Genomic DNA, 24166 nt, shown 5'->3' with positions numbered 1-24166 from the left:
GCAAATATTTTTGAGGTTTAGTATCCTCTTTTCTTTTAACCGATTCAATTTCAGCATATTTAATTTTCATAATAATATTTATTATCCTTCGTAGATTGCAGTTAAAGCTTAAAAACATAGATTTGTCCAGATATGATTGAGATTTTTACAGACGGAGCAGCAAGTGGAAACCCTGGGCCAGGTGGCTATGGGGTGATTTTGCGTTCAGGAAAGCATTATAAAGAATTGAGTGGCGGCTTTAGAATGACGACAAATAACCGGATGGAATTGTTGGCTGTAATTGAAGGTCTAAAGGCGATAAAAACTCCGGGGCAGCAGGTGACTGTTGTTTCCGATTCTAAGTACGTGGTGGACTCTGTAGAGAAGAAATGGGTATTCGGTTGGGTAAAGATCGGCTTTAAAGGTAAAAAGAATAAGGACCTCTGGATGCGTTTCCTGGAAGTCTATAAATTGCATGATGTGAAATTCGTCTGGATCAAAGGTCACAACGCCCATCCAGAGAATGAGCGTTGTGATGAATTGGCTGTAGCGGCAGGTAAAAATAAAGCTGCCTTAGCTATAGATGTAGAGTTTGAAAAAGAGCGAAATAAGGCAACCTTATTATAGCCTCTTTATACCTCTATTGGTGTTGTGTATTGGTTAACCTACTTGTTTTAAATTTGGGGCGACAGCATTTGCATTCTTTTCCGCAGAAAATTCAGCCATCATTCCTTCTGCCATATTGACCATCTCTTTAGAGCCGATGAAAATAGAGCTACGCTGATGTAATTCCGTAGGCTCAATTTCGAGGATTCTATTGAAACCGTCAGAGGCAACTCCGCCAGCTTGCTCTACAATGAAAGCCATCGGATTGCATTCGTATAAGAGTCTTAATTTTCCATTTGGTGAGCTTGCAGTAGTAGGGTAGATGTAGATACCACCTTTAATTAGGTTTCTGTGGATGTCTCCAACCATAGATCCGATATATCTGGAAGTATATGGTCTGTTGGTTTCTTCATCGTGAACCTGTACATATTTCAGATATTTTTTCACGCCTTCAGGAAAGTGAACGTAATTTCCTTCATTTAAAGAATAGATGTTTCCACCATCTGGAATGGTCATGTTGGCGTGAGATAGACAAAATTCTCCTATAGAAGGATCGAGTGTGAAACCGTTTACGCCTTTTCCTGTAGTATATACAAGCATGGTGGAAGAACCGTAGATTACGTATCCTGCAGCCACTTGTTGCGTACCTTTTTGTAATACATCAGCTAATGTCGCTTCTCCTTCAACTGATTTTCTGCGGTAAATGGAAAAAATTGTTCCTACAGCTACATTACAATCAATATTTGAAGAGCCGTCCAGCGGGTCAATACATACGATGTACTTCGCGTTTTTGGAAACGGGAGAGTCAATACGTACAAATTCATCTTCTTCTTCAGTAGCTACAATGCAGCATTCACCACCACTGGTGAGTGCACTGATGAATTGGATATTGGCAAAAACGTCCAGTTTTTTCTGGCCTTCGCCCTGGATGTTTACTGTTCCTGCATCCCCGAGGATGTCGACTAAACCGGCCTTATTGACCTCTCTGTTCACGATTTTTGCTGCAATTCCTATATCCCGAAGCAATCTGGAGAGCTCTCCTTTTGCGTATGAAAAATCAGCTTGTTTTTCAATGATAAATTGGCCTAGTGTTTTGATGCCTGACATATTGCTTAGTGTATTTTTTACGTTATCTATTCCCTATTTCTATGGCCTCTAAGTTATGGATTTTTTCTTCCGTAATACAAAATCTGATTAATGTTTTTACCTTGTGCCAGCCTGAATTTCCTGCTGCACCGGGATTTATATGAAGGCAATTGATTTTTGGATCGAACATTATTTTTAAGATATGCGAGTGTCCGGTAATGAATAACATGGGGGGCTTAGTGTATATTTCACGCTTTATGTTTGGGGCGTATTTCCCTGGGTATCCACCAATGTGAGTCATCCATACATCTACCTTTTCACAGTTGAATCTGAGGTGTTCTGGATACTGTGCGCGTATTTCTTTGTCGTCAATATTACCGTAAACCCCTTTTAACGGTTTAAAAGCCGCAAGTCGATCGGCTACATCCGGGCCAAAGTCGCCGGCATGCCAGATTTCATCGCATTCTTCGAAGTGTTTGAAAACCGCATCATCAAGAAAACCGTGTGTATCAGAAAGAAGTCCTATTTTTTTCAAAGTATAGCTTTTATTGTCTATACAAAGCTATGGATATTGAATAGCAGATCAATAAAAAAAAGGTAGGAAAGAAATGGTTTAAAAGGCCAGAAAGAAATCTTTTAGCAATTCCCTGTAAGCTGAAGTGTGTACTCCTTTGGATTCGTAGATGTAAAAAGTTTCCGATGTAGTTTGGGTTAGTTTGCTTTTCGATAAAGAAATGATGTGACGAATAACTGGTTTGGTTTCGTCTGAGCAAACCGCAATGCGTTTTTGTAGTGATAGTCCGTGTTGTAATGCGCTTTCTACCAGAAGTTCCGCTTGTTTTACGGGTAAGATGAACCAAAAGGAACCTGTAGGACTGATCATTTCGCTCACCTTTTGGACTAAAGATTCGAAGAACGCTTCGTCTGCATGTCTGGCAATTCCTTTTCTGACTTCTGGGTTTTTCAAATCATTTACAAAGAAAGGAGGGTTGGATACAATCAGGTCATATTTGCGGGTGCTTTCAAAATCTGCAATTGGGCTTAAATAGGCTGCGGTACGCGCTGAGAATTTTGATTGGGCAAAATTACCAATAGCTGTATTTGCTGCGGATTCATCGATTTCTACGGCATCAATCTGTGCTTTTGGAAAGCGTTGTGCTAACATCATTGCGATAACTCCTGTTCCTGTTCCAATATCTAATCCGTATTCCGGGTTGTTCTGAGCTACAATAGCGCCTAGTAGTACCCCATCGGTATTGATTTTCATAGCGCAGCCAGCTTGATTAACCTCAAATTCTTTAAATTTAAAAATACTGCCCATGATGGTAATTGGTTGATATAAAACTAAGTGTAAATCTTAGCTTGTGGATTGGAAACGCGGCAAAGATAAAAAAATACATTTATTTCACTCAAATATTGGAAAATCAAATTTAAATACTACTTTTGTGGCCTTGAAAAAAACATGGTGGTTTTAGCTCAGTTGGTTAGAGCATCGGTTTGTGGTACCGAGGGTCGTGGGTTCGAGCCCCATATTCCACCCCAAGTTTTGAAAGCAGTTCTGAAAAGAACTGCTTTTTTTTGTTCAAATTTTTTCCTCGCCAGGTGTCATTTAAGATTGTTCAAATCTTATTTCAAATGCAAATCATTTTACAATAATTAGCAAACCATAAATCATAACGCTTTTTTATTTTACTGCTGGTTCAAAAAAATCCAGGACTGTTTGGTTAAATAGTTGCGGGATTTTCTTAGGAGCCTCATGATCTGCACCCTTAAAAATCATCAGTTTGCTACCAGGAATCTTTTCAGCAATCAGTTTGGTATGTTTTTCCTTTACCACATCGTGTTGTCCAGCCATAACCAACGTTGGCGATTGTATTTTTTGTAGCGCATCTGGATTGATGTTGGGTTCAGTCAATAAGAGCATTTTCAACCGGTAATCCATATTCGTTTCTGCAACACCTTTCTCCTGCATTTCTTTTACCTGCTTGCGGATCAGTTTATTGGTCTCTGCTGTGACAGAGCGCTCATCATTGAATAGTACAGTTCCCATAACTGCCATTTTCTTGACCTTGTCTGGATGGCGCATTGCCAGGATCAAGGCGATGTTACCACCGTCACTCCAGCCTAGTACATTTGTGTTTTTAAGCTGAAGCTGTTCTAAAAAGGCATTCAAATCTTCTGCCATCAATTCATAGGTTAATTTTGTGGTGTCTCCCGTTGACTTTCCCTGGCCGCGGCTATCCAGGCCAATTACCATATACTTTTTGCTCAAAACATCTAATTGATTGTCAAAGCTTCCTATAGAGGAGTTGTTGCCATGAAGCAAAAGGAGCGGTTCACCCTGTCCATATATTTCATAGTAAAGTTTAATGCCATTAATAGTCGCGTATTTTCCAACCTTTGAATTGTTTCCCAGTTTGGGTGCAACCTCAATGCTCGAATTATCGATAAACAAAGACTGTTTGCCCGAGGACACTATATCCTTTTCCAGAATTAATTTCGTGTTCTTGTCTAAATTGTAGGATTTCCAGTTTGTGAGCGAGTCGTTTTCAAAACCAGAATTTTGCATGGGTATTTCTATTTTATCTTTGCCATCTTTTACAAATAGTTTAAGATCATCTACGTAGTAACTGCCAATACCAGCAACGGTAATACCTATGCCTAGATATTTTGCATCCTTTTCAATCTTACCTGTAAGTTCGTAAGGGCTCCATTCCCCATTTTTGTAATAGTCGGACGCGTTGTCATTGTATAATGTCGCTTTTTGCTGTTGGCCTTTGTCGTTTAATGAACGTGCCGCAAGTACCGTCCAAGAGCTATTTGTGATTGCATCCTTATAAAATATTTTTCCCTCAAGACTAAAGTTCTTACCCTTATGTTTTTCAACATTTACGGCCTGATAGATTTCGAAAAATTGTCCGTAGGTATTTATTGAGGTAGCTAAGAACAGGATCGCAAAAATATTCAATTTAAGTTTTAACATATTTTTATTTGATTTATTGGTTATAAAAAAAATGGAACATTCGTTATGTATATTTTGTCTTTTTATTTGATATATTAACGGTAAATATAGTGTTTATCACCTATTGGTGACATAAGTAATATTAAATTTTAAAATGTGTTTTACACCCTTATTTGAAAGTTAAATGGAACGAAAAATTGTAGATGGCGCTGTTAGAAATAAAGAAAAAAGTAAAGAGAAGTTTTTAGCTGCTGTTGGTGAAATAGTAAAGACTAAGGGGTTTTCTGCCCTGAAAGTGAACGAGATTGCTGCAGTTGCTGGATTGGATAAGAAGCTGATTTATAATTATTTTGGTGGTACTACTCAGCTTATTGACGAGTATATCAAATCTCAAGATTTTTGGAGTAATGTTAAAAATGAAGAGTTGAATGTAGACATTAATGATGGTGGGCGAGGTCTTTCTAAAGCGATGCTCTTATCTCAATTTGATTATATTTTTGAGAACAAGGAATTGCAGAAAATTTTGTTGTGGGGACTACTTGAAGATAGAGTTTCCCTAAAAAAACTGGCAGTTGATAGAGAAGAAAGTGGTGACGCATTGTTCAAAAATATTTCTGATCCTCATTTTGGAGAACACTCAGTACGTTACCGTGCAATCATGGCGCTATTAGTTTCTGGCATTTATTATCTTGATATTTTTGCAAGTACTAATGAAATTACATTTTGTGGATTAGATCTTAAAAGTCAAGAGGGGAGAGCTGCAATAGAGGAAGCCTTAGCATTTATTATTGACAAGGCTTATGATAGTGTGTAGCTTCAAAAGAGTTTCTCTCTAGATAAAGTATCAATGCATTATACAACTTTTGGTATTGATCCTTTTTTTCCTTGTCCGGTTTCTTTCAGAAATAGACTTAAGAGGATTGCTAATATGATCCCTATGATCCAAAAAAGGCCAGTAGATTTAAAATGTGCATCCTTGTCTATGTCTAATGATACCGCTTTGCCAAATAGTTTAGAGAAGATTGGACTTAGTAATGTGGTTACGCCAAAGGTGATGAAATTGATGGCTCCGGTAGCGCTTCCTTTTACTTCATCAGGATTAGATTCTTTAATAACTGAGTAGGGGATCATTGCAGCGCCTGATGCGACACCGAATATGAAATTGGTTATATAGGTTGAGCAGAGCTCAGGAAGGAAAAGTATTTGCAGGATTGCCAAAATCATCACTATTGCCCCACCGATTAGCACAGGTTTACGTTTGCCAATTTTATCAGTAAGGTAACCAAGCAATGGACATCCAAATACCCATCCCATAGGAATCATTGCGCTGGCAATGGTGGCTTCATGAAAGCTAAAAGCCTTGTCTTGCTGAAAAATTGCGACGCCCCAGGTCATTGCAAAAATGGTGGTCGGCGCAAAAAGAAATCCGGATATAATGCCGCATAACCAGGATTGTGGGTTTGAAAAAACAATTTTGTAAGGGTTCAAAAGACTGACCGGGCTATGTTCTTTAGTCGTTTCAGGGATTTCGGTGCTTGCTTTCGGAATGATGAATAGTAATGCAAAGGCAATGGCAACTGTTAATAGACCTGAAGCAATCCAGAAAACCTTCGGGGCGAGTCCGCCGGCGATCCAAGGGCCAACGATAAATTGTCCGGCAGAACCACCTAGCATCCCAATACATTGAGTGAAACCAATTGCGGTAGCCAGTGATTTTGCTGAAAATCCTTTCGAGGCAAGATAAACACAGCCTGGGAAAGCGAATGCACAGCCAGCACCTTGAAGCAACCGTCCGGTTGTACCTGCATAATGATTGGAGATGATGAAAAGTAAACAGCCGATCCCAAGAATTAGTGTTCCTACAAATAAAGAATATTTTGCACCAAATTTATCAAGGGCCAATCCTGCCGCAAGGCTGATGGTAGAGTAAGTGATGTAATAGGTTCCAATAATGGAGACCACGCTAATGGAGTTTACCTGGAAAGTCTCTGATAGCTGTGGAATCATGACTGCTGGAGCAGAGCGTACCACATAGTCGAGGAAATAAAACAATAAGCCAAAAATCCAGGCGATAATGTAGATTTTTCTTGTTGAATCTTTTATGGTTTGCATAGATGGATTCATGTGACTAGTTTTTTAATACTATATCGTGAAAAATAAAGCTACGGCTGCTGCACCCATGATAAAAAAAGTAGCCCACAATAAGGTCTTTGATAACCAACCACTTTTGTATTCTCCCATAATTTTGTCGCTGGCCGCAATTTTAACGATCAGATACAGTAGTGGAACAGCGGCTATGCCGTTTATTACGGCTGTATAAACCAATGCTTTTACAGGGTCTATCCCTATGAAATTGATGAATAAGCCAATGAATGTAGACACAATAATGACGCCATAAAAGCCATGTGCTTTTTTTAGATTAAGATTAAGGCTGGCCTTCCAATCGAAAGCTTCGGCAACGGCATAAGCTGCCGATCCTGAAAGTACAGGGATGGCGAGTAAACCGAGTCCGATAATCCCTACAGAGAAAATTAATTTAGCGAGGTATCCTGAATTGGGAAAAGAATGTACCAGCGGTTCTAGTGCTTTTGCTGCGTCTGCAGCATTTTTCACATCAGTTATGCCGCTATTGTGTAAAACTGTTGCGCCAACTAAAAGAATACACCAGGTTGTAAATTCGGAGATCACCATGCCTACATTATTGTCTTTACGCATGGCATGGATGTGTGGCCAGCCAATTCTTGGTTTTCCGTCTCTTACAAGCCCTTTTGCCTGTTGTTCTTCCACTTCCTGGGAAGCTTCCCAGAAAAACATGTAGGGGGTTATGGTGGTGCCGAATACACCAGTTATGATAAAAAGGAAATCAAAAGTAAACTCAAAATGTGGTACTACGGTTGCCTTTAATACGGTTGACCATGGTTGATCTATCATGAACGCTGTAATCGGGTAGGCGAGTAGAGCAAGTGCCAACCATTTCAAGATCTTAGAATATACCCTGTAGCTGGTGAAAATTTCCAAAATCAGGATGGTGGCGGTAAAAAATAAGGTAAGTACCACAAAGTCAACTGGGACCAGGAGTTGTGCAGCGGCAGCCATGGCGCCAATATCTGCGCCAATATTGATGGTGTTGGCCACCACCACAAGTCCGACTACGGCATAGAGTACATTACGGCTATAGTGTTCTTTGATGACTGCGGCGATACCTTTTCCAGTAACCATGCCAATTCTTGCACAGGCTTCCTGTACGGCTGTCATGAAGGGGAGCATATACAAAGCGGTCCATAGCTGACCATAGCCAAACTGCGCTCCGGTTTGCGAATAGGTGGCGATGCCTGATGGATCATCATCGGCAGCGCCTGTTGTTAGCCCTGGACCTAATAGGCTGAAGAATTTTCTAATCTTTCTGATTCGGAATTTTGCGTTGTGTTTTAAGGCCATAGGTAGGGAGCGATTAATCTCATGCAACAAACTAAATATACTAGGTAATTTATTAATATTCGAAATTTCCTCTTTTTACTTTAAATAGCTGAAATAGCTTGTGGGAGTGATTACTTGAAGCTGGACTTAGTTATAGCTTCTAAGTCCAGACTTAGGGCGTGATTTTGGGGAAATCTGTAGATTTTCTTATTTTTTTGTAAAAAAAACAATACAATGAGCTGGTAATTAATTATTATTGGAGGTTGATGACCTAAACCGATACCAACCAACTAAATGACCTCCTATTATTATCTTTCAGACGGCGAGCTGGCGGAGCGACTCCATTTGGGAGATCACCGGGCTTTCTCGCAGATTTATGAGCGGTTTTTTGGAGTACTATACAAGCATGCTTTCAATCGTTTCCGCGATCAGGAGCAGGCAAAAGATGTTGTTCATGAATTATTCGAAGACTTATGGATGAAAAGAGAACATTTGTTGATTAACAGCAACCTTTCTCACTACTTATATACGGCTACCAGAAACAAAATCCTGAAAATTATTGCCCATCAAAACGTGGTGACAGCTTATGCCACAAAGCAATCGGTCATGATTAAACCGGACGAGGGATTGACAGACCACAGGGTAAGGGAGCGTCAGCTTGCCGAAATCATAGAAAAAGAAATACAGTCTTTGCCACCAAAAATGAAAACTGCATTTGAACTCAGCAGAAAACACAATTATACCTATAAAGAGATCGCCGAAAAAATGGACATCACAGAGCAATCTGTCCGTAGCCACGTGAAAAATGCGCTGAAGATCTTGAGGACTAAATTTGGGATATTGATCTTTCTAGTGGTATTCTTTTACCTATTCTCTTTTTTTTGATAAATAATAAATAAATAATACCCCCATCCCCCATGGGTTAAAGGTCTATAGTTTAGGAAGCTCAGAAAAGGCTTTTTTAGAACTATGCAAAAAAAAGTAGACCTGAATGATTTACTTCATAAATACCACCTTGGAACCTGTAATGCGGAGGAATTAGCTTTGCTGGAAAGTTGGTATGCACAGAGTATTCCATCAGATCATGAAATTGCTGAAGAAGAATTGCTACAAGCCAGGTCGCAGGTCTGGCAGCGTCTAAAGTCCAGGTTGAATTTTGGGAGGAATATTCTCCCATTGTGGACAAGAATTTCAGCTGCAGCTATTTTATTCCTCAGCTTCTCCGTAGGTATCCTCTTTTATCTTAAACAGGATACCGGGAAAATTAAGAATCAAACCACAAATAAGTTCGCGAAAAACGACATTCCTCCAGGTGGAAATAAAGCCTATTTGACCTTGGCAAATGGTAAAAGGATTACTTTAACGGATGCAGGAGTTGGAACGCTAGCCGAAGAATCGGGCATAGAAATTAGCAAAAATGCGGAAGGACAAATTGTTTATAAAATAGCCGATCAGGCGGGAAATACCAAAGGAGCATTAATGGCTATGAATAGCATTGAAACTCCTAAAGGTGGACAATATCAGGTGTTGTTGCCGGATGGCACAAAAGTCTGGTTAAATGCAGCATCAAGACTGACTTATCCGGTGTCATTTGCAAGCCGAAACAGGACTGTGGAGTTAACGGGGGAGGCTTATTTTGAGGTGGCTAAAGATGCGACACATCCTTTCAAAGTAAAGAGCTCCGGACAAGAAGTAGAAGTTTTAGGAACTCATTTTAATGTGAATGCTTATAAAGATGAGTCTGTGATCCGGACGAGTCTGATGGAAGGATCGGTAAAAGTCTCTTCAGCATCAGGTTCAGCAAATGGAATCTTCCTTAAGCCAGGACAGCAAAGTAAAGTTGCTGGAACGGGCATTCAGGTAGAAAACGTAGGTGTTGATGAAGTGCTGGACTGGAAAAACGGAAATTTTGTCTTTAATGATGAAGATCTCAGAAGTATTTTACGAAAAGTAGCCCGATGGTACGACGTGGAAATTGTGTATGAAGTTGATCCTTCAGAGGTTTCTCTACTCGGAATAGTTTCCCGCAGTAAAAACGTCAGCGTGATATTGGATGCTATCGAACAAACAGAACAAGTTCATTTTAAAATTGAAGGAAGGAGGATCATTGTGATGAAATAATTCTACTTAACATCATGGGGATCTCACAAAAAAAGCCGTTGTGCTACCAACACAAACGGCTCCGATAATTAATTATCTTTTTGTTCGGGACAACCCATATTACTGCGATTAAACAACTCAATCAATTAAACCCAAACAATCAAATATATGATTTTTTACCATCTTTTTAGGGGTAAGCCATCGGCGTATATACCTATTCAATTCATAAGAATTATGAAGCTGATTATCATTTTAATGTCTATAGGAATACTTCATGTAAGTGCCAGTGGATATGCTCAGCGCATCACTTTGTCTGAGAAAAACGCCTCTCTCGAAAAAATTATTAATAAAATAAGAACACAATCCGGCTACGACTTTTTGGGTAATACCAAACTGATCCGAACTGCGAGACCTATAGACATTAATGTTAAAGGTTCTACACTTGAAGAAGTGCTTCGCATTTGTTTTGCCAATCAGGATCTAACCTATTCTGTGAACAGCAATATTGTGGTCATCAGAAAAAAAGCAGAAACTGAACCAGCAGTTGCCATTGTCGCAATTGATGTAAAAGGTCGCGTAGTGGACGATAAAGGACTTCCATTGGGGGGTGCTTCTGTGAAAATGAAATCTGGTGTTAAAGGCGCTAGTACTGATGGTGCAGGAAATTTTGTGCTTAAAAACGTAGAAAAAGGAGCCGTTTTGGTGGTTTCTTATCTGGGGTATGTTCCAAAAGAAGTGAAAGCAGTTGAAAATCTGGGAGATATTCTACTGGAAGAAGATGCAAAAGCATTGAATGATGTAGTCATCAATGTAGCCTATGGAACTTCAAAAAAATCTGCTTTTACAGGTGCTGTTGCTAATATAAATGCGGACGATCTTGCTAAAAGACCGGTGACCAATGTGTTGACTGCATTAGCAGGAGCTGCGCCGGGTATCCAGGTAAATGCTGGGACTGGACAACCAGGTGCTGGCCCTTCTATCCGTTTGCGTGGTTTTGGATCCATCAATGCTTCCAATGATCCTTTATATGTAGTGGATGGTATCCAGTACGATGGAAACATCGGAAGTATTAATCCGGAAGATATCGAAAGTATCAGTGTCCTTAAAGATGCCGCATCATCGGCCCTTTATGGTTCCAGTGCTGCAAATGGCGTGATCCTGATCACAACTAAAAAAGGTAGAGCACATCAGGAAAAGTTAACTTTCAGAGGACTGCAAGGCGTAACTTCCAGAAGTATTCCTGAATACGAAACTGTAAATGCTTACCAATATTATCCTTTAGCATGGCAGGCCTATAGAAATAGTTTAGTATACCCAACAACCGGAACAGGATTACCTCTTGCTACGGCTAATACTATGGCTACAAATGATATCAAAACCTTGTTGATGAATAACCCTTTTAACGTTCCCGATAAGACAATTGTAGGCACAGATGGTGTATTAAACCCGGATGCACAATTGAAATATCCAGGCGATCTGAACTGGGTAGATGGTTTGCTGAGAAAAGGAATAAGATCAGATTACAGCATGGCCGCGAGTGGTGGTTCAGAGAAATCTGATTACTATATTTCCCTGGGTTACCTGAATGAAAAAGGATATATTATCCGTTCTGATTATAACAGAATTAGTGGTAGAATCAATGTCAATTCTAAGCCTTTAAGCTGGTTTAAAACAGGATTGAATATTTCCGGTAACATCATCAAGTCTAATCAGGCTGATGCGGATAATACTTCCAGTATTGTAAATCCTTTTAACTTCTCCAGAAGTATCGGACCAATTTACCCGGTCTATGCGCATGATCCAACAACGGGGAACTTTATTTTAGATGACAGAGGTCAGAAAATCTATGATACCGGTGGTTTACAAGCTACCTTAGGTATTCCTAACAGACCTTCTGGGGCACTTCCGGGCCGTCATATTCTGGAGGAAACTTTGTTGAATACCACACAAATCAAAAGAAATGTATTGGGTGCAAGGACTTATGGAGAAGTTACCTTTCTGAAAGACTTTAAGTTCACGACTAACATTGGGGTAGATGTAAACAATTATTTCTTCAATGATTACCAGAATAAAATTGTAGGTGATGGTGCGCCAAATGGCAGAGCCAGAAATACGAGTACCACCACTACTTCTTATACGCTGGAGCAGTTGTTGAACTATACAAAAAAAATTGACAACCATAATTTTGGGGTCTTATTAGGGCATAACAACTACAGTTATAGCTACAAATATTTGACAGGGGCAAGAAACGGTCAGATTCTGGATGGTAACACCGAACTGATTAATTTTGCCACCACTACAGACCTGAGTTCTTATACGGATACGTATAAAAAAGAGGCCTTTTTTGCCAGATTGAACTACGATTATGACTCCAAATATATCTTATCGGGTTCCTTCAGAAGAGATGGTTCTTCTAAATGGCTTCCTGGAAACAGATGGGGTAATTTTTATGCCATCGGCGGTGCCTGGCTTGCCAGTCAGGAAGATTTCCTGAAAGATGTGAGTTGGTTGTCTTATTTAAAAGTAAGGTCTTCTTACGGTTCATTAGGTAATGACGGATTAGATTCTTTATATCCATCAAGAAACTTCTATAGATTGGGTTATAACAATGGTTCTGAACCAGGTATCCTCCTGGCTAACGTTGCAGATCCTAACCTGACCTGGGAAACCAATACACAGGTTGATGCAGCGGTTGAATTTGGCTTTTTCGGAAACAGATTGCGCGGTTCATTCGAAGTGTTCGACAGACGTTCTACAGATTTATTATTTAAAGTGCCATTGGCATTGTCCAGCGGTATCGGTATCGGAAACGGAGCAACATTTGATAGCACCATTTCTAAGAATATCGGAAAGATGAGCAATAAAGGTATCGAGATTCAACTTGGTGGAGATCTAGTGAAATCTCAGGATTTTAACTGGGCACTGAATGTAAACTGGACCATGATCCGTAATAAGATCACCAAAATGCCAGATGATGTACCAACATTTATTGATGGTACAAAACAGTTGGCGGTAGGTGTTTCCCGTTATCAATTCTGGTTACGTCAATGGGCAGGAGTGGATCCAAGTGATGGCTCTAGTTTATACCTGATCAATCCTTTAAGTCCTGAAGCACCGGCGGATCTTAGAACAATTGATGGTCAGAAGTACACCACTAATACCAACAATGCATTATTTGCTTATTCAGGAACCTCATTGCCTGATTTTGATGGAAGTTTCACCAATACCTTCCGTTATAAAAGATTGTCACTTTCCGTACAAATGAACTATGGTGTAGGTGGTAAATCATTCGACGGTAACTACCAGGGGCTGATGTCTTACAGTTCTTATGGTGGTTCCTTACATGTGGATGCCATGAAAAGCTGGCAACAAGTTGGAGATAATTCTAATGTCCCAAGATTGGATGTAGGTAGATCTGCTTTAAGTAATGCTACTTCAACCCGCTTCCTGATCGATGCTTCTTACCTGGATCTGCGTTCGGTAAACTTAAATTATGCTGTGCCTCCGACATGGATTAAACGTGTAGGATTAAGCAACCTTAATGTGTTTGCTTCAGGTGAAAACCTGGTTCTTTGGTCGAAACGTAAAGGATTTGACCCAAGACAGAACTTTAACGGTACAAACTCTAATGTTTATACGCCGTCGAGAGTACTGAGTTTAGGATTAAGTGCAACATTTTAAAACAAGACAAACATGAAAAATCTACACAAACTATATTTACCATTGGGCGTGCTCATTTTGTCCTTTGGCTCCTGTAAAAAAGAATATTTAGATGCTGATCCAACCAACCTGGTGGATACTAAAGCGGTTTTTATCACCACTTCAAATGCGATGTCCGCCCTCAACGGGATCCACAGATCATTGTATATTCAATATTCCAGACAGGAAGAAGGTGGACAGGGTTCGGTGAATCTGAATGTTGATTATATGGGGAATGACCTGGTTAATTCAGTCAGCACAACTGCCTATAACGTTTATAAATGGGTGTCGCATAAAAATGCAACCAATGGTACTAATAACTACTTCTATACCTTCTATTACAGGATTATAGAGAATGCAAATATGATCATTGACGGTATTGATGCTGCTGATGGACCAGAAGCAACTAAAAAACTGATCAAAGGAGAAGCTTTAGCTTATCGCGCCTGGGCGCATTTTGTGCTGGTACAGACTTTTGGAAAACGCTACGATAAAGGAGTTGCCAATACGCAAGCGGGAATTCCAATCAAAATCAGTTCTGTTTTAGACGCTGGTTTACCTAGATCCTCAGTAGAGGAGGTATACAAGCAGATTAATGCAGATCTTGATGCCTCAATTTTATTATTGACCGGTGCAGCAGCAAGACCTACGAAATCCCACCTGGATCTTAGTGTGGCGAAAGGCTTGAAAGCCAGGGTAGCCTTAACGCAAGGTTTATGGGCGGTTGCTGCTCAAAATGCCGCAGAAGCCAGACCAGGATATGCCTTAATGAGCAATGCTGATTATGTGAAAGGTTTTAACAGCCTGAGTAATTCGGAGTGGATGTGGGGTAGTGCACAACAAGAAGATCAGACTACCTTTTTCTTTTCTTTCTTTGCTTACATGGGAACTTATGCTTCCACTGCAAACAGAAGTAATCCGAAACGTATCAATTCGGCATTATATACTAAAATTTCCGCAACGGATGTACGTAAAGGCCTTTGGGATCCAACGGGTACAAATACAGCTTTCCCGATCCCTGCTCAAGGAATCAGATCTACTTATATGCAACGTAAATTTACGAATGCCGGAACTACAAGTATCGGCGATGTGGTGAATATGAGGGTAGCAGAAATGTACCTGATCGAAGCGGAAGCAAAAGCGCATTTAGCAGTAGAAGGTAATGCCGGAGAAAATATCAATGCACAAAATGCTTTGTTTACTTTGGCTAAAAACCGCGATGCTTCTTATGTATTGTCTACAAATACAGGTGCTGCGCTATTGAATGAAATCCTCATTCAAAGAAGGGTGGAGTTGTGGGGAGAAGGATTTGGTTTCTTCGACCTGAAACGTCTGAACTTACCAGTTGACAGAACCGGTGGAAATGCAACACTTGCAATTAGCGGTGTGTTAAGCGTTCCTGCTGGTGGAAATGAATGGCAATGGTCTATTCCTCAGGCAGAAATTGATGCCAATAAAGCAATCGGTCCTGCCGGACAAAATCCATAGTTAGTCATATACTTTTTATAAAAGGCTGCCCCTCTGCAAAGAGAAGGCAGCCTTTTTTGTAGGAATATCCCAGCCGAAGATCTGGCGAAAAATCTCAGATCAGGGTCATAACTGAGGCAATCCACCTGCTTTTACCCTATGATTGTTGTTATTTTAGTCTTTTTCAATTGCATCATTATTACTTTTTAAAGTATCTTTGCAGCACTTTATGAATATGATCTCTTTCTTCGAAACCCCATCTGCCAAGATTTATGTCTTGCAAGTAAACCGAAGCCTTACACCAGCTGATATTTCAAAATTAAGTTGGCTGTTTGGAGGCGCGAAAGTTAAAACTGAAACTTCCTTAAATGGTTTCTTTGTTGGCCCTAGGGCAGCAATGGTAACGCCATGGAGCACAAATGCGGTAGAGATTACCCAAAATATGGACCTTCATGGTATCGTTCGTATTGAAGAGTTCGACACGGTAACGGCTGATGCTTCGGATTTTGATCACATGTTGTTTCAAAAATATGAAGGCTTAGGTCAGGATGTATTTACAACTAATGTTCAGCCAGAATCAATTCTGGAAATCTCTGACATTGCTGCTTACAACAAGCAGGAAGGATTGTCATTGAGCGATGAAGAAGTAAATTATTTAAACCAGTTAGCTGAAAACCTTGGTCGTAAGTTAACCGATTCAGAAGTATTTGGTTTCTCTCAGGTAAACTCTGAGCACTGTCGCCATAAAATCTTCAACGGGAGATTCGTGATCGACGGAGAAGAAAAACCTTATTCTCTATTTAAAATGATCCGTCATACTTCAGAAGCACACCCTAATGGAATTGTTTCTGCGTATAAAGATAACGTTGCCTTCGTAAAAGGTCCGGTAGTGCAGCAATTTGCTCCAAAAAGAGCAGATGTGCCTGATTATTACCAGGTAAAAGATTTTGAATCCGTAATATCTATTAAAGCGGAAACACATAACTTCCCGACTACCGTTGAGCCATTTAATGGTGCAGCGACTGGTGCAGGTGGAGAAATCAGAGACAGACTGGCTGGCGGACAAGGTTCATTGCCTCTTGCAGGTACTGCAGTATATATGACTGCTTTATCGAGATTAGAAGAGAATCGCCCTTGGGAAGCTGGTGTTGAGGAAAGAAAATGGTTGTATCAAACGCCAATGGACATTCTGATCAAAGCCTCTAATGGTGCTTCAGATTTCGGTAATAAATTTGGACAACCACTAATCACTGGTTCTGTGCTTACTTTTGAGCATGAAGAAGAAGGTAGAAGATTAGGTTATGATAAAGTGATCATGCTTGCAGGTGGTGTTGGCTACGGTAAAGCAGATCAGGCTTTAAAACATAAACCAGCTACCGGAGATAAAATTGTCATCCTTGGTGGTGAGAATTACCGTATCGGTATGGGTGGTGCTGCAGTTTCTTCTGCAGATACAGGTGCATTAGGTTCGAGCATCGAGCTGAATGCCATCCAACGTTCTAACCCAGAAATGCAGAAAAGAGCGGCTAATACCGTTCGTGGTATGGTAGAAAGTGATATTAACCCTATCGTTTCTATTCATGATCACGGAGCTGGAGGACACTTAAATTGTCTTTCTGAATTGGTAGAAGAAACTGGTGGATTGATTGACCTGGATCAACTTCCGGTTGGAGATCCTACGCTTTCAGCTAAAGAAATCATTGGAAACGAATCTCAGGAACGTATGGGATTGGTTATCGGCGCAGATAGCATCGATATTTTACATAAAATTGCAGACCGTGAACGTAGCCCAATGTATACCGTTGGTGATGTGACCGGTGATCACCGTTTTACTTTCGCTTCTAAAACTACTGGCTTAAAACCAATGGATCTGGAATTGAAAGACATGTTTGGCAGTTCGCCGAAGGTGGTTATGGAAGATACTACAATTGACAGGAAATATGAACCTGTTACTTATGATCTAAATAAACTGGATACCTACCTTGAGCAGGTATTACAATTGGAAGCTGTAGCAGCTAAAGATTGGTTGACTAATAAAGTTGACCGTTGTGTAGGTGGTAAAGTTGCCAAACAACAATGTGCTGGTCCATTACAATTGCCATTAAATAACTGTGGTGTAATGGCGCTGGATTATCAAGGAAAAGACGGTATTGCGACTTCAATTGGTCATGCACCGATCTCTGCTTTGATTGATCCTGCTGCGGGTAGCCGTAATGCGATTGCTGAGTCACTTTCTAACATCGTTTGGGCGCCATTAAAAGATGGATTGGATAGCGTTTCGCTTTCTGCCAACTGGATGTGGGCTTGTAAAAACGAAGGTGAGGATGCCCGTTTATATGACGCGGTAAAAGCTTGTTCGGAATTTGCTATCGACTTAGGTATTAACATTCCTACTGGTAAGGATTCCTTATCGATGAAACAGAAATATCCGGATGGAGAAGTAATTGCTCCAGGTACGGTGATCATTTCTGCCGGTGGTCATTGTGATGACATTACCGCAGTAGTGGAACCTGTTCTTCAGAAAAATGGTGGTTCGATCTATTACATCAACCTTTCAAATGATAGCTATAAACTAGGTGGATCTTCTTTCGCGCAGATCATGAACAAAATTGGTCATGAAACTCCGGATGTAACTGATGCCGCTCAGTTTAAAAACGCATTTAATACTGTTCAACAATTAATCAAAACTGGTAAAATCCAGGCAGGTCACGATATCGGTAGCGGTGGTTTAATCACTACGTTATTAGAACTTTGCTTTGCAGACAGAGACCTTGGTGCAGCCATCGATCTTTCTGAGTTGAGCAATGATGACTTGATTAAAGTGTTGTTCGCAGAAAATATTGGTATCGTATTCCAGGCTGATCCATCTGTAGAAGGATTATTGGCTGAAGCGAGTGTAGCTTACCATAAAATTGGTATTGTGAAATCTGAGCCAGTATTAACCGTTAAAAATGCAACAAGCAGTCATAGCTTTGATATCGATCACCTTCGTGATGTGTGGTTCAAGACTTCTTACCTGTTGGATCAAAAACAAGCTGGTCCGGTTAAAGCAAAAGAACGTTTTGACAATTACAAAAACCACGTATTGAACTATACTTTCCCATTACAATTTGATGGTAAAAAACCTTCTTTTGATGCTTCTAAACCAAGACCAAAAGCTGCGGTATTGAGAGAAAAAGGAAGTAACTCTGAGCGTGAAGTGGCGAATGCCATGTACCTTGCAGGTTTCGATGTGAAAGATGTACACATGACCGATTTAATCTCTGGTCGTGAGACTTTAGAAGATATCCAGTTTATCGGTGCTGTTGGAGGTTTCTCTAACTCAGACGTATTGGGTTCTGCAAAAGGTTGGGCTGGTGCATTCTTATACAATGAGAAAGCAAGAATAGCTTTAGAAAACTTCTTCAAACGTGAGGATACACTTTCAGTGGGTATCTGTAACGGTTGTCAGTTGTTTGTGGAATTGGGATTGATCAATAAAGATCATGAAGAAAAACCTAAAATGCTGCACAATGATAGTCAGAAACACGAGAGTATCTTTACCTCATTAACGATACAGGAAAATAACTCAGTGATGTTATCCAGCCTTGCTGGAAGTACATTAGGGGTTTGGGTTTCACATGGTGAAGGTAAATTCCAATTGCCATATGCAGAAGATCAGTATGGTATCGTAGCGAAGTATGCTTATGAAAGCTATCCTGCAAATCCAAATGGTTCTGATTACAACACGGCTATGATGTGTGACAAATCAGGAAGACACCTGGTGATGATGCCACATATTGAGCGTTCGTTGTTCCAATGGCATTGGGCTAACTATCCGAAGGGACGTAAAGACGAAGTTACTCCTTGGATGGAAGCTTTTGTAAACGCCAGACAATGGTTGGAAAACAAATCTAAATAATAGCATTAAATCGCCTCCTGAGTCAAATTGGGAGGCGATTTTTCATTTATACGGTTAGGATTGTTACTTTAGCGATGCTTAAAAAAGATCGTTATGAAGAATGTCCTGCTTGCCAGTACCTCTACCTTATTTGGAGAAGAATATCTTGCCTACCTGTTGCCGGAGCTATCTGGCTTTTTTGCAGGTGTTTCTGAAATTGTATTTATTCCTTTCGCCCGTCCAGGAGGCATCAGTCATGATGACTATACGGAAAAGGTGAGGGAAGTTTTTGCAACAATAGGCATTAAGGTTCGCGGATTACACACTTTTGCGGAGCCTGAAACCGCTATAGCGGAAGCAGAAGGTTTTTTTACGGGTGGTGGGAATACCTTTTTACTAGTGCAGCAACTCCACGATTTAAAGCTGATGGAAACTTTGAAACAAAGGGTGGAAAGTGGAATTCCTTATTTAGGAACTAGTGCAGGTAGCAATATTGGTGGGGTAAATATGAAGAACACCAATGACATGCCTATTGTGTATCCTTCGGATTTTACGACGATGGGTTTAGTTCCTTTTAACATCAATGCTCATTATCTGGATCCGGATCCTACAAGTACGCATAATGGGGAAACCAGAGAAACGAGAATAAAAGAGTTTCATGTGTTTAACGATACGCCAGTAGTTGGACTAAGGGAAGGGAGCTGGGTAAGTGTAAAAGGTAAGGTTGTGCGTACGAAAGGTAGTAAACCTTCCAGAATATTTCTTGCCGGAATGGCGCCTTATGAGCTGGAATCAGGCTCGCTGTTGAACTTTTAAAGGCTGCTTATACCGCAGCCCCTTTTTGCAATGCCCGTTGTATAAAACTCAGCTGTTTTAATTTCTCTTCTGTTTCCGTCATCGCTTTCAGCAGGTTGTTTTCTGTGTCGGTGATGTCGGTTAAGATTTGGGTCATCAACTGCCATACCGGTTGCATTTTGAGAATGAGTTCTGCTCCTTTTGCGGTCAGCTGGATTAGCCTTTTCCGTTCATCTTTCTTGTCTTTTTTAGAGCGGATCAGCTTTTGCTTCTCCAGTTCTTTCAGTAAGCTGATGGTAGAAGGATGGGTATAACCGATTTCCGTGGCCAAGTCTACGACGCCTAATGGCTGCTTGTGGTGAAGGGTATAAATCACCGGAAACCATTTCGGTTCGAAATCAATTTCATAGGTATTGTAGAGTAGGGCACCGTCTTTCCGGAGTTGTTCACTTAAGCGCTGTAAGCGCGTAGAAAGGGCCAGGATACCAAGTTCGTCAATGACGCTCATTATTTTAGGGATAACTGATAAAATACGGAATCTCCACCCATCAATGGGAATTGTGTTGGCAAGTCTACTTTCTCCATTTTCTGAAAGCCATTGCGCTCATAAAAGCGAAGGGCAGCCTGTAGCACTGGAACTGTTCCGAGGTAAAGATGGTCAATTCCGTTGTTTTTGCAATGAATGATCAGGTTTTCCAGTAAGCGCTGGGCAAGGCCAAGCTCTTTTCCTCTGAATTCTTTTTTCACAAACATCTTGCGGAGTGCAACTGCATTGTTGCTGAACTTGATCATGGCAATCGTTCCCAATAACTTGCCTTCCGATGTAGCTCCCCAAAAGGCACCACCATTTTTATAATATACGTTGTCTATATCTAATAAATCCGGCTGGTCGCTTAAGGTAATGGCTACCTTAAATTCGATCTGCTGGATCGGTAATACCAGGTCAATTATTGCCGCCGCAGATTCATTTTTTATTTGCGTTATCTGTACTTCCATCTGTTTCTTTTTATTGTATGGTACAAAACTACGTAGTTGACTACGTATATCCAAATCGATTGTTATATTTTTACTTATCTTTGTATCCTTGTCAAATTCTATGTCCTGTTTCGGTTATTGCAATGATTGTGAAGAAATTCATGAATTGCCTTCTTCGCTAGCTATTCCTCATTGTCATGCCCTGATGGCTCAGTTATCTATGCATAAAAGAATAGATTTTGATGTGCCATTGGAAGCTTCAGATCCCCGTTTGTCTACTGATATGCTCTATTCAAAAATGAGGGGACGTATGTTTGGTATTCTCGTTTGTGAAGATGAGCATGGGAAGGAGGTCATCCTACGTGCGTTCTCTTCTCGCCACAATGGCGTTTGGAATGTTGCAGGCTGGGTACCGCCATTGGTAGATGAACATGCTTTTGTAGCGACAGTAGAAAGGGGAAATCTGGACATTCATCCTTTGACAGATTTAATCGATACCCTGCCAAAAGAGTCAAAAGAGTGGTATTTGAAATTGGCAGAAAGAAGGTTAGTTTCTCATGGTATCCTGGCGAAACTGAATGCCTTGTATCAATTCCATAATTTTAATCGGGAGACCAGAACATTGGAGCAGGCTTTTCAGTTAAAAAAGGGAATTCCCGTAGGTACGGGAGATTGTTGTGCGCCAAAATTACTGAATTATGCGGCAATTCATGGATTGAAACCTTTGAGTATTGCCGAGTTTTTCTGGGGGAAAGAAACGGCATCCGGGCATCGGATAGAAGGGAACTTTTATGCTTCCTGCGAGGAGAAATGCCAGCCGATTTTAGGCTTCATGTTGTGTCAAGGTAAGCAAGTTGTTACAGACTAATCCCCTTTTACTATAATTATATGCTTGTTTTACCGTTGTTATAAATTATGTTTAACTTTGAATATAGTAAATCAAATCGGGAAACCGATTGAAATTTATATTGATCTTCTTTTTATCAATGAAAAACAAACAACGCTCTTTCCTTCTCATTTCCGCAGTTATTATTCTTTTTATTGGTTTTCTATTTCGAAATTCGGTCGTTCAACGTGGGCGGCAATCTACACTCGTTTCTAGCCTTAAAGAGTTAGAGGATAATAGCTTAAGAATCTCAAAACTAGATACCATTACCTTAAGTTTACAAACTGCGGAGAATAATTTCAGGATGTACACCACACTTTGGGATACCACTTATTTTAAGAAGTATACTAAGGATATTCTATTGATTTCCAGTTTACTTAAAGAGCTTAGCACTGACGATAGCAGTGATATTTCGGGAACTATTGTTGGTGATTTAAAGAATAAAAGAGGGCAAATGACTTTATATGGTGAACTTAAAAGACTCACTGACTCTTTAAATAACATCAATGTAGGGCTGGAGTTGTTAAAAATCACAGGAAATAAACCAAAACTGAAGAGCTTTCCGAAAGTAATGCTGAAGAAAGTCACCAAGGTGGAGGAATCTATTGCAGCACCTGCTGCACCCAGGCAAAAACTATTTAAAAGGCTGAAAAATGCCATTACGAATAAAGAAGCACGCAAGGATTCTACGAAACGCCTGAAAACAGAAATTACTTATGAGGAAACCGCCCCGGATGTGGAGGCTTACAATAAAAAACAACTGGAGAATATTGAAAGCTTCTATGTGAACCTTTTTGATGATCTAAAGAACAACCGTAAAGTTTTAACTAAAAAGGAAGAAGAGATTCTGAAGTTAAATGAAAACATTTTTCAGAATATTAAACGCTTATTCCAGGAGTTTAGAAATAGAGAGGGGATCAATGCCGAGCTGAAAAAGGCCATTTTAAAAAGCAGGGCAAATACCTCACTGACGGCTATGGAAAGATCCAGACAGATCAATTTTTGGATTAGTGTACTTTCTTACTTCGCCATTATTCTATTGATGTGGAAGCTTTACAGGGCTTATGACAAGACTTTGAGAGCGAATCAGCTGGCCGCAGAACAAGTGGTGATTAAATCAAGGTTTTTTACCAGCATCAGTCATGAGATGAGAACACCTTTAAATGCAATCATTGGGGTGTCAGAACAATTGAAATCTACACCTTTAAATGAAGATCAGCAGCAGATGTCTAAACTTCTGGATAATTCATCTTCCATGCTGTTGTCTGCGGTAAATGAGGTTTTAGACTTTTCAAGATTGGAAACCGGCAAGCTGGCCTTGGCAAAAACGCCTTTCCGTTATAAAAAGATTCTAGCGGATATTGCCGCTACAGCAAGAATATTGGCCGACGAAAAGGACCTGGTTTTAGAACTGGTGATGGACGACGCTCCGGATTTATTGTTGGATGGTGATCCATACCGACTGAAGCAAATGGTCATGAATCTGATCGCAAATGCAATTAAATTTACCGATAAGGGGAAAGTGAGTATTCAGGTGAGTCTAAAAAAAGCGGACGAAAAACACATTACCCTGTTTATTAAAGTGAAAGACACTGGGATTGGCATTTCATCGGAAAATCTTCCGCTGATTTTCAATGAGTTCTCACAGGTGATTAATTCTAAACGGAGCGACTGGCAAAAGGGGTCGGGATTAGGACTGGCGATTAGCAAGAAGCTTGTGGAAATGCATAAAGGTAAAATTTCTGTGGAAAGCACCCTAGGTAAAGGTTCTACTTTTACCTTGGAAATTCCTTATGTTATCGCTGAAAAAGATAGTGAAGAATTGGACGCGCAACAGGCTCCGGTCATCAACAGTGATCGTTTTAAAAACCTTCATTTATTGGTGGTAGATGACTCAGATATGAATTTATTGGTCATAAAAATGATCTTTAAGAAGATTGGAATCAGTTTCGATACTGCCCATAATGGTCATGAGGCCCTGAACTTCCTGGAATCAAATAGGTACGATATGGTGCTTACAGACATTCAGATGCCTGAAATGGATGGAATTGAACTGACGAAGAGAATTCGTGCGCTGGATGATCAACAAAAATCTCAACTACCCGTTATTGCCATTACCGGACAAATTACCAGTGATTCTCACGAGCGTTACCTTTCTGCGGGTCTAAATGATTATATCATTAAGCCTTTTACGGAGTCTGAATTGATGGAAAAAATACTGGATTACCTCAAATAGTTAGAAAATAGGCTGCCCAACAGCTTGAATTTATAAATTACGCAAACGGTTGCAATGGTTAATGCAATCGTTTGTGTG

The 24166-nt window shown here is 40.2% G+C and carries 18 protein-coding genes and 1 tRNA gene; 11 read left to right on the top strand and 8 right to left on the bottom strand.

Annotated features, from left to right (window positions below; genetic code table 11):
- Positions 1 to 132 precede the first annotated feature (132 nt).
- A complete protein-coding gene (rnhA, locus tag GM920_RS09085; protein WP_182956040.1) occupies positions 133 to 606 on the top strand; it encodes a ribonuclease HI in 474 nt (157 codons plus the stop codon).
- A 33-nt stretch (positions 607 to 639) separates the two neighbouring features.
- Here the strand turns inward: rnhA and fbp are convergent, their stop codons facing one another.
- The 3 genes from fbp to GM920_RS09070 form a co-directional block, all read right to left on the bottom strand.
- Complete coding sequence (gene fbp / locus GM920_RS09080) at positions 640 to 1692, bottom strand: class 1 fructose-bisphosphatase (RefSeq protein ID WP_182956037.1); 1053 nt, start codon at positions 1690 to 1692, stop codon at positions 640 to 642.
- A 22-nt stretch (positions 1693 to 1714) separates the two neighbouring features.
- Complete coding sequence (locus GM920_RS09075) at positions 1715 to 2206, bottom strand: metallophosphoesterase family protein (protein WP_182956036.1); 492 nt, start codon at positions 2204 to 2206, stop codon at positions 1715 to 1717.
- A gap of 78 nt (positions 2207 to 2284) precedes the next feature.
- A complete protein-coding gene (locus GM920_RS09070) occupies positions 2285 to 2938 on the bottom strand; it encodes a tRNA1(Val) (adenine(37)-N6)-methyltransferase (protein WP_235964488.1) in 654 nt (217 codons plus the stop codon).
- Between the two features lie 198 nt (positions 2939 to 3136).
- Here GM920_RS09070 and GM920_RS09065 point away from each other — a divergent pair.
- Positions 3137 to 3213: transfer RNA gene (locus GM920_RS09065), tRNA-His, on the top strand.
- A gap of 142 nt (positions 3214 to 3355) precedes the next feature.
- On the opposite strand, the gene GM920_RS09060 is transcribed toward GM920_RS09065, so the two are convergent.
- Positions 3356 to 4654 carry an alpha/beta fold hydrolase gene (locus GM920_RS09060; protein WP_182956031.1) on the bottom strand — a complete coding sequence of 433 codons (1299 nt, stop codon included), beginning with the start codon at positions 4652 to 4654 and terminating at the stop codon, positions 3356 to 3358.
- Positions 4655 to 4817: 163 nt separating this feature from the next.
- Here GM920_RS09060 and GM920_RS09055 point away from each other — a divergent pair, with 163 nt between their 5' ends.
- Positions 4818 to 5447, top strand: coding sequence for a TetR/AcrR family transcriptional regulator (locus GM920_RS09055; protein ID WP_182956029.1), 630 nt, complete (start codon positions 4818 to 4820; stop codon positions 5445 to 5447).
- Between the two features lie 38 nt (positions 5448 to 5485).
- Here the strand turns inward: GM920_RS09055 and GM920_RS09050 are convergent, their stop codons facing one another.
- Entirely contained in the window at positions 5486 to 6757 is a 1272-nt protein-coding gene (locus GM920_RS09050; RefSeq protein ID WP_182956026.1) for an MFS transporter, read from the bottom strand.
- Between the two features lie 18 nt (positions 6758 to 6775).
- Positions 6776 to 8071: an NRAMP family divalent metal transporter gene (locus GM920_RS09045; protein ID WP_182956023.1), complete on the bottom strand. Its 1296-nt coding sequence runs from the start codon at positions 8069 to 8071 to the stop codon at positions 6776 to 6778.
- Between the two features lie 273 nt (positions 8072 to 8344).
- Between GM920_RS09045 and GM920_RS09040 the strand changes: the two genes are divergently transcribed.
- The 6 genes from GM920_RS09040 to pepE all read left to right on the top strand — a co-directional run bounded on the left by GM920_RS09040 (position 8345) and on the right by pepE (position 20012).
- Positions 8345 to 8935: an RNA polymerase sigma factor gene (locus GM920_RS09040; protein ID WP_182956021.1), complete on the top strand. Its 591-nt coding sequence runs from the start codon at positions 8345 to 8347 to the stop codon at positions 8933 to 8935.
- 84 nt (positions 8936 to 9019) lie between these two features.
- Entirely contained in the window at positions 9020 to 10171 is a 1152-nt protein-coding gene (locus GM920_RS09035) for a FecR family protein (RefSeq protein WP_182956017.1), read from the top strand.
- A gap of 213 nt (positions 10172 to 10384) precedes the next feature.
- Positions 10385 to 13831, top strand: a complete 3447-nt coding sequence (locus GM920_RS09030) for a TonB-dependent receptor (RefSeq protein ID WP_182956014.1) — start codon at positions 10385 to 10387, stop codon at positions 13829 to 13831.
- Between the two features lie 12 nt (positions 13832 to 13843).
- Positions 13844 to 15337: a RagB/SusD family nutrient uptake outer membrane protein gene (locus GM920_RS09025; RefSeq protein WP_182956011.1), complete on the top strand. Its 1494-nt coding sequence runs from the start codon at positions 13844 to 13846 to the stop codon at positions 15335 to 15337.
- Between the two features lie 214 nt (positions 15338 to 15551).
- Entirely contained in the window at positions 15552 to 19217 is a 3666-nt protein-coding gene (gene purL / locus GM920_RS09020) for a phosphoribosylformylglycinamidine synthase (protein ID WP_182956632.1), read from the top strand.
- Between the two features lie 93 nt (positions 19218 to 19310).
- Positions 19311 to 20012: a dipeptidase PepE gene (pepE, locus tag GM920_RS09015; protein ID WP_182956008.1), complete on the top strand. Its 702-nt coding sequence runs from the start codon at positions 19311 to 19313 to the stop codon at positions 20010 to 20012.
- A 7-nt stretch (positions 20013 to 20019) separates the two neighbouring features.
- On the opposite strand, the gene GM920_RS09010 is transcribed toward pepE, so the two are convergent.
- Both GM920_RS09010 and GM920_RS09005 read right to left on the bottom strand, forming a co-directional pair.
- Entirely contained in the window at positions 20020 to 20499 is a 480-nt protein-coding gene (locus GM920_RS09010; protein ID WP_182956005.1) for a MarR family winged helix-turn-helix transcriptional regulator, read from the bottom strand.
- A complete protein-coding gene (locus tag GM920_RS09005; RefSeq protein WP_182956002.1) occupies positions 20499 to 20987 on the bottom strand; it encodes a GNAT family N-acetyltransferase in 489 nt (162 codons plus the stop codon). The genes GM920_RS09010 and GM920_RS09005 overlap by 1 nt, the downstream gene beginning before the upstream one ends.
- 100 nt (positions 20988 to 21087) lie before the next feature.
- Here GM920_RS09005 and GM920_RS09000 point away from each other — a divergent pair, with 100 nt between their 5' ends.
- Positions 21088 to 21834, top strand: a complete 747-nt coding sequence (locus GM920_RS09000; RefSeq protein ID WP_182956000.1) for a hypothetical protein — start codon at positions 21088 to 21090, stop codon at positions 21832 to 21834.
- 118 nt (positions 21835 to 21952) lie between these two features.
- Positions 21953 to 24088, top strand: coding sequence for an ATP-binding protein (locus GM920_RS08995; protein ID WP_182955997.1), 2136 nt, complete (start codon positions 21953 to 21955; stop codon positions 24086 to 24088).
- Positions 24089 to 24166: the final 78 nt, after the last annotated feature.

Source organism: Pedobacter gandavensis, from assembly GCF_014172405.1.
GTDB classification, from domain to species: domain Bacteria; phylum Bacteroidota; class Bacteroidia; order Sphingobacteriales; family Sphingobacteriaceae; genus Pedobacter; species Pedobacter gandavensis.
Note: the sequence above shows the minus strand (reverse complement) of the source record. Positions and strands in the feature narration are given on the sequence as shown.

What these genes read in the sequence shown, in the direction of transcription:
- rnhA (WP_182956040.1), top strand. Translation starts at nt 133, where the DNA reads ATGATTGAGATTTTTACAGACGGAGCAGCAAGTGGAAACCCTGGGCCA.
- fbp (WP_182956037.1), bottom strand. Translation starts at nt 1,692, where the DNA reads ATGTCAGGCATCAAAACACTAGGCCAATTTATCATTGAAAAACAAGCT.
- GM920_RS09070 (WP_235964488.1), bottom strand. Translation starts at nt 2,938, where the DNA reads ATGAAAATCAATACCGATGGGGTACTACTAGGCGCTATTGTAGCTCAG.
- GM920_RS09060 (WP_182956031.1), bottom strand. Translation starts at nt 4,654, where the DNA reads ATGTTAAAACTTAAATTGAATATTTTTGCGATCCTGTTCTTAGCTACC.
- GM920_RS09055 (WP_182956029.1), top strand. Translation starts at nt 4,818, where the DNA reads ATGGAACGAAAAATTGTAGATGGCGCTGTTAGAAATAAAGAAAAAAGT.
- GM920_RS09050 (WP_182956026.1), bottom strand. Translation starts at nt 6,757, where the DNA reads ATGAATCCATCTATGCAAACCATAAAAGATTCAACAAGAAAAATCTAC.
- GM920_RS09045 (WP_182956023.1), bottom strand. Translation starts at nt 8,071, where the DNA reads ATGGCCTTAAAACACAACGCAAAATTCCGAATCAGAAAGATTAGAAAA.
- GM920_RS09040 (WP_182956021.1), top strand. Translation starts at nt 8,345, where the DNA reads ATGACCTCCTATTATTATCTTTCAGACGGCGAGCTGGCGGAGCGACTC.
- GM920_RS09035 (WP_182956017.1), top strand. Translation starts at nt 9,020, where the DNA reads ATGCAAAAAAAAGTAGACCTGAATGATTTACTTCATAAATACCACCTT.
- GM920_RS09030 (WP_182956014.1), top strand. Translation starts at nt 10,385, where the DNA reads ATGAAGCTGATTATCATTTTAATGTCTATAGGAATACTTCATGTAAGT.
- GM920_RS09025 (WP_182956011.1), top strand. Translation starts at nt 13,844, where the DNA reads ATGAAAAATCTACACAAACTATATTTACCATTGGGCGTGCTCATTTTG.
- purL (WP_182956632.1), top strand. Translation starts at nt 15,552, where the DNA reads ATGATCTCTTTCTTCGAAACCCCATCTGCCAAGATTTATGTCTTGCAA.
- pepE (WP_182956008.1), top strand. Translation starts at nt 19,311, where the DNA reads ATGAAGAATGTCCTGCTTGCCAGTACCTCTACCTTATTTGGAGAAGAA.
- GM920_RS09010 (WP_182956005.1), bottom strand. Translation starts at nt 20,499, where the DNA reads ATGAGCGTCATTGACGAACTTGGTATCCTGGCCCTTTCTACGCGCTTA.
- GM920_RS09005 (WP_182956002.1), bottom strand. Translation starts at nt 20,987, where the DNA reads ATGGAAGTACAGATAACGCAAATAAAAAATGAATCTGCGGCGGCAATA.
- GM920_RS09000 (WP_182956000.1), top strand. Translation starts at nt 21,088, where the DNA reads ATGTCCTGTTTCGGTTATTGCAATGATTGTGAAGAAATTCATGAATTG.
- GM920_RS08995 (WP_182955997.1), top strand. Translation starts at nt 21,953, where the DNA reads ATGAAAAACAAACAACGCTCTTTCCTTCTCATTTCCGCAGTTATTATT.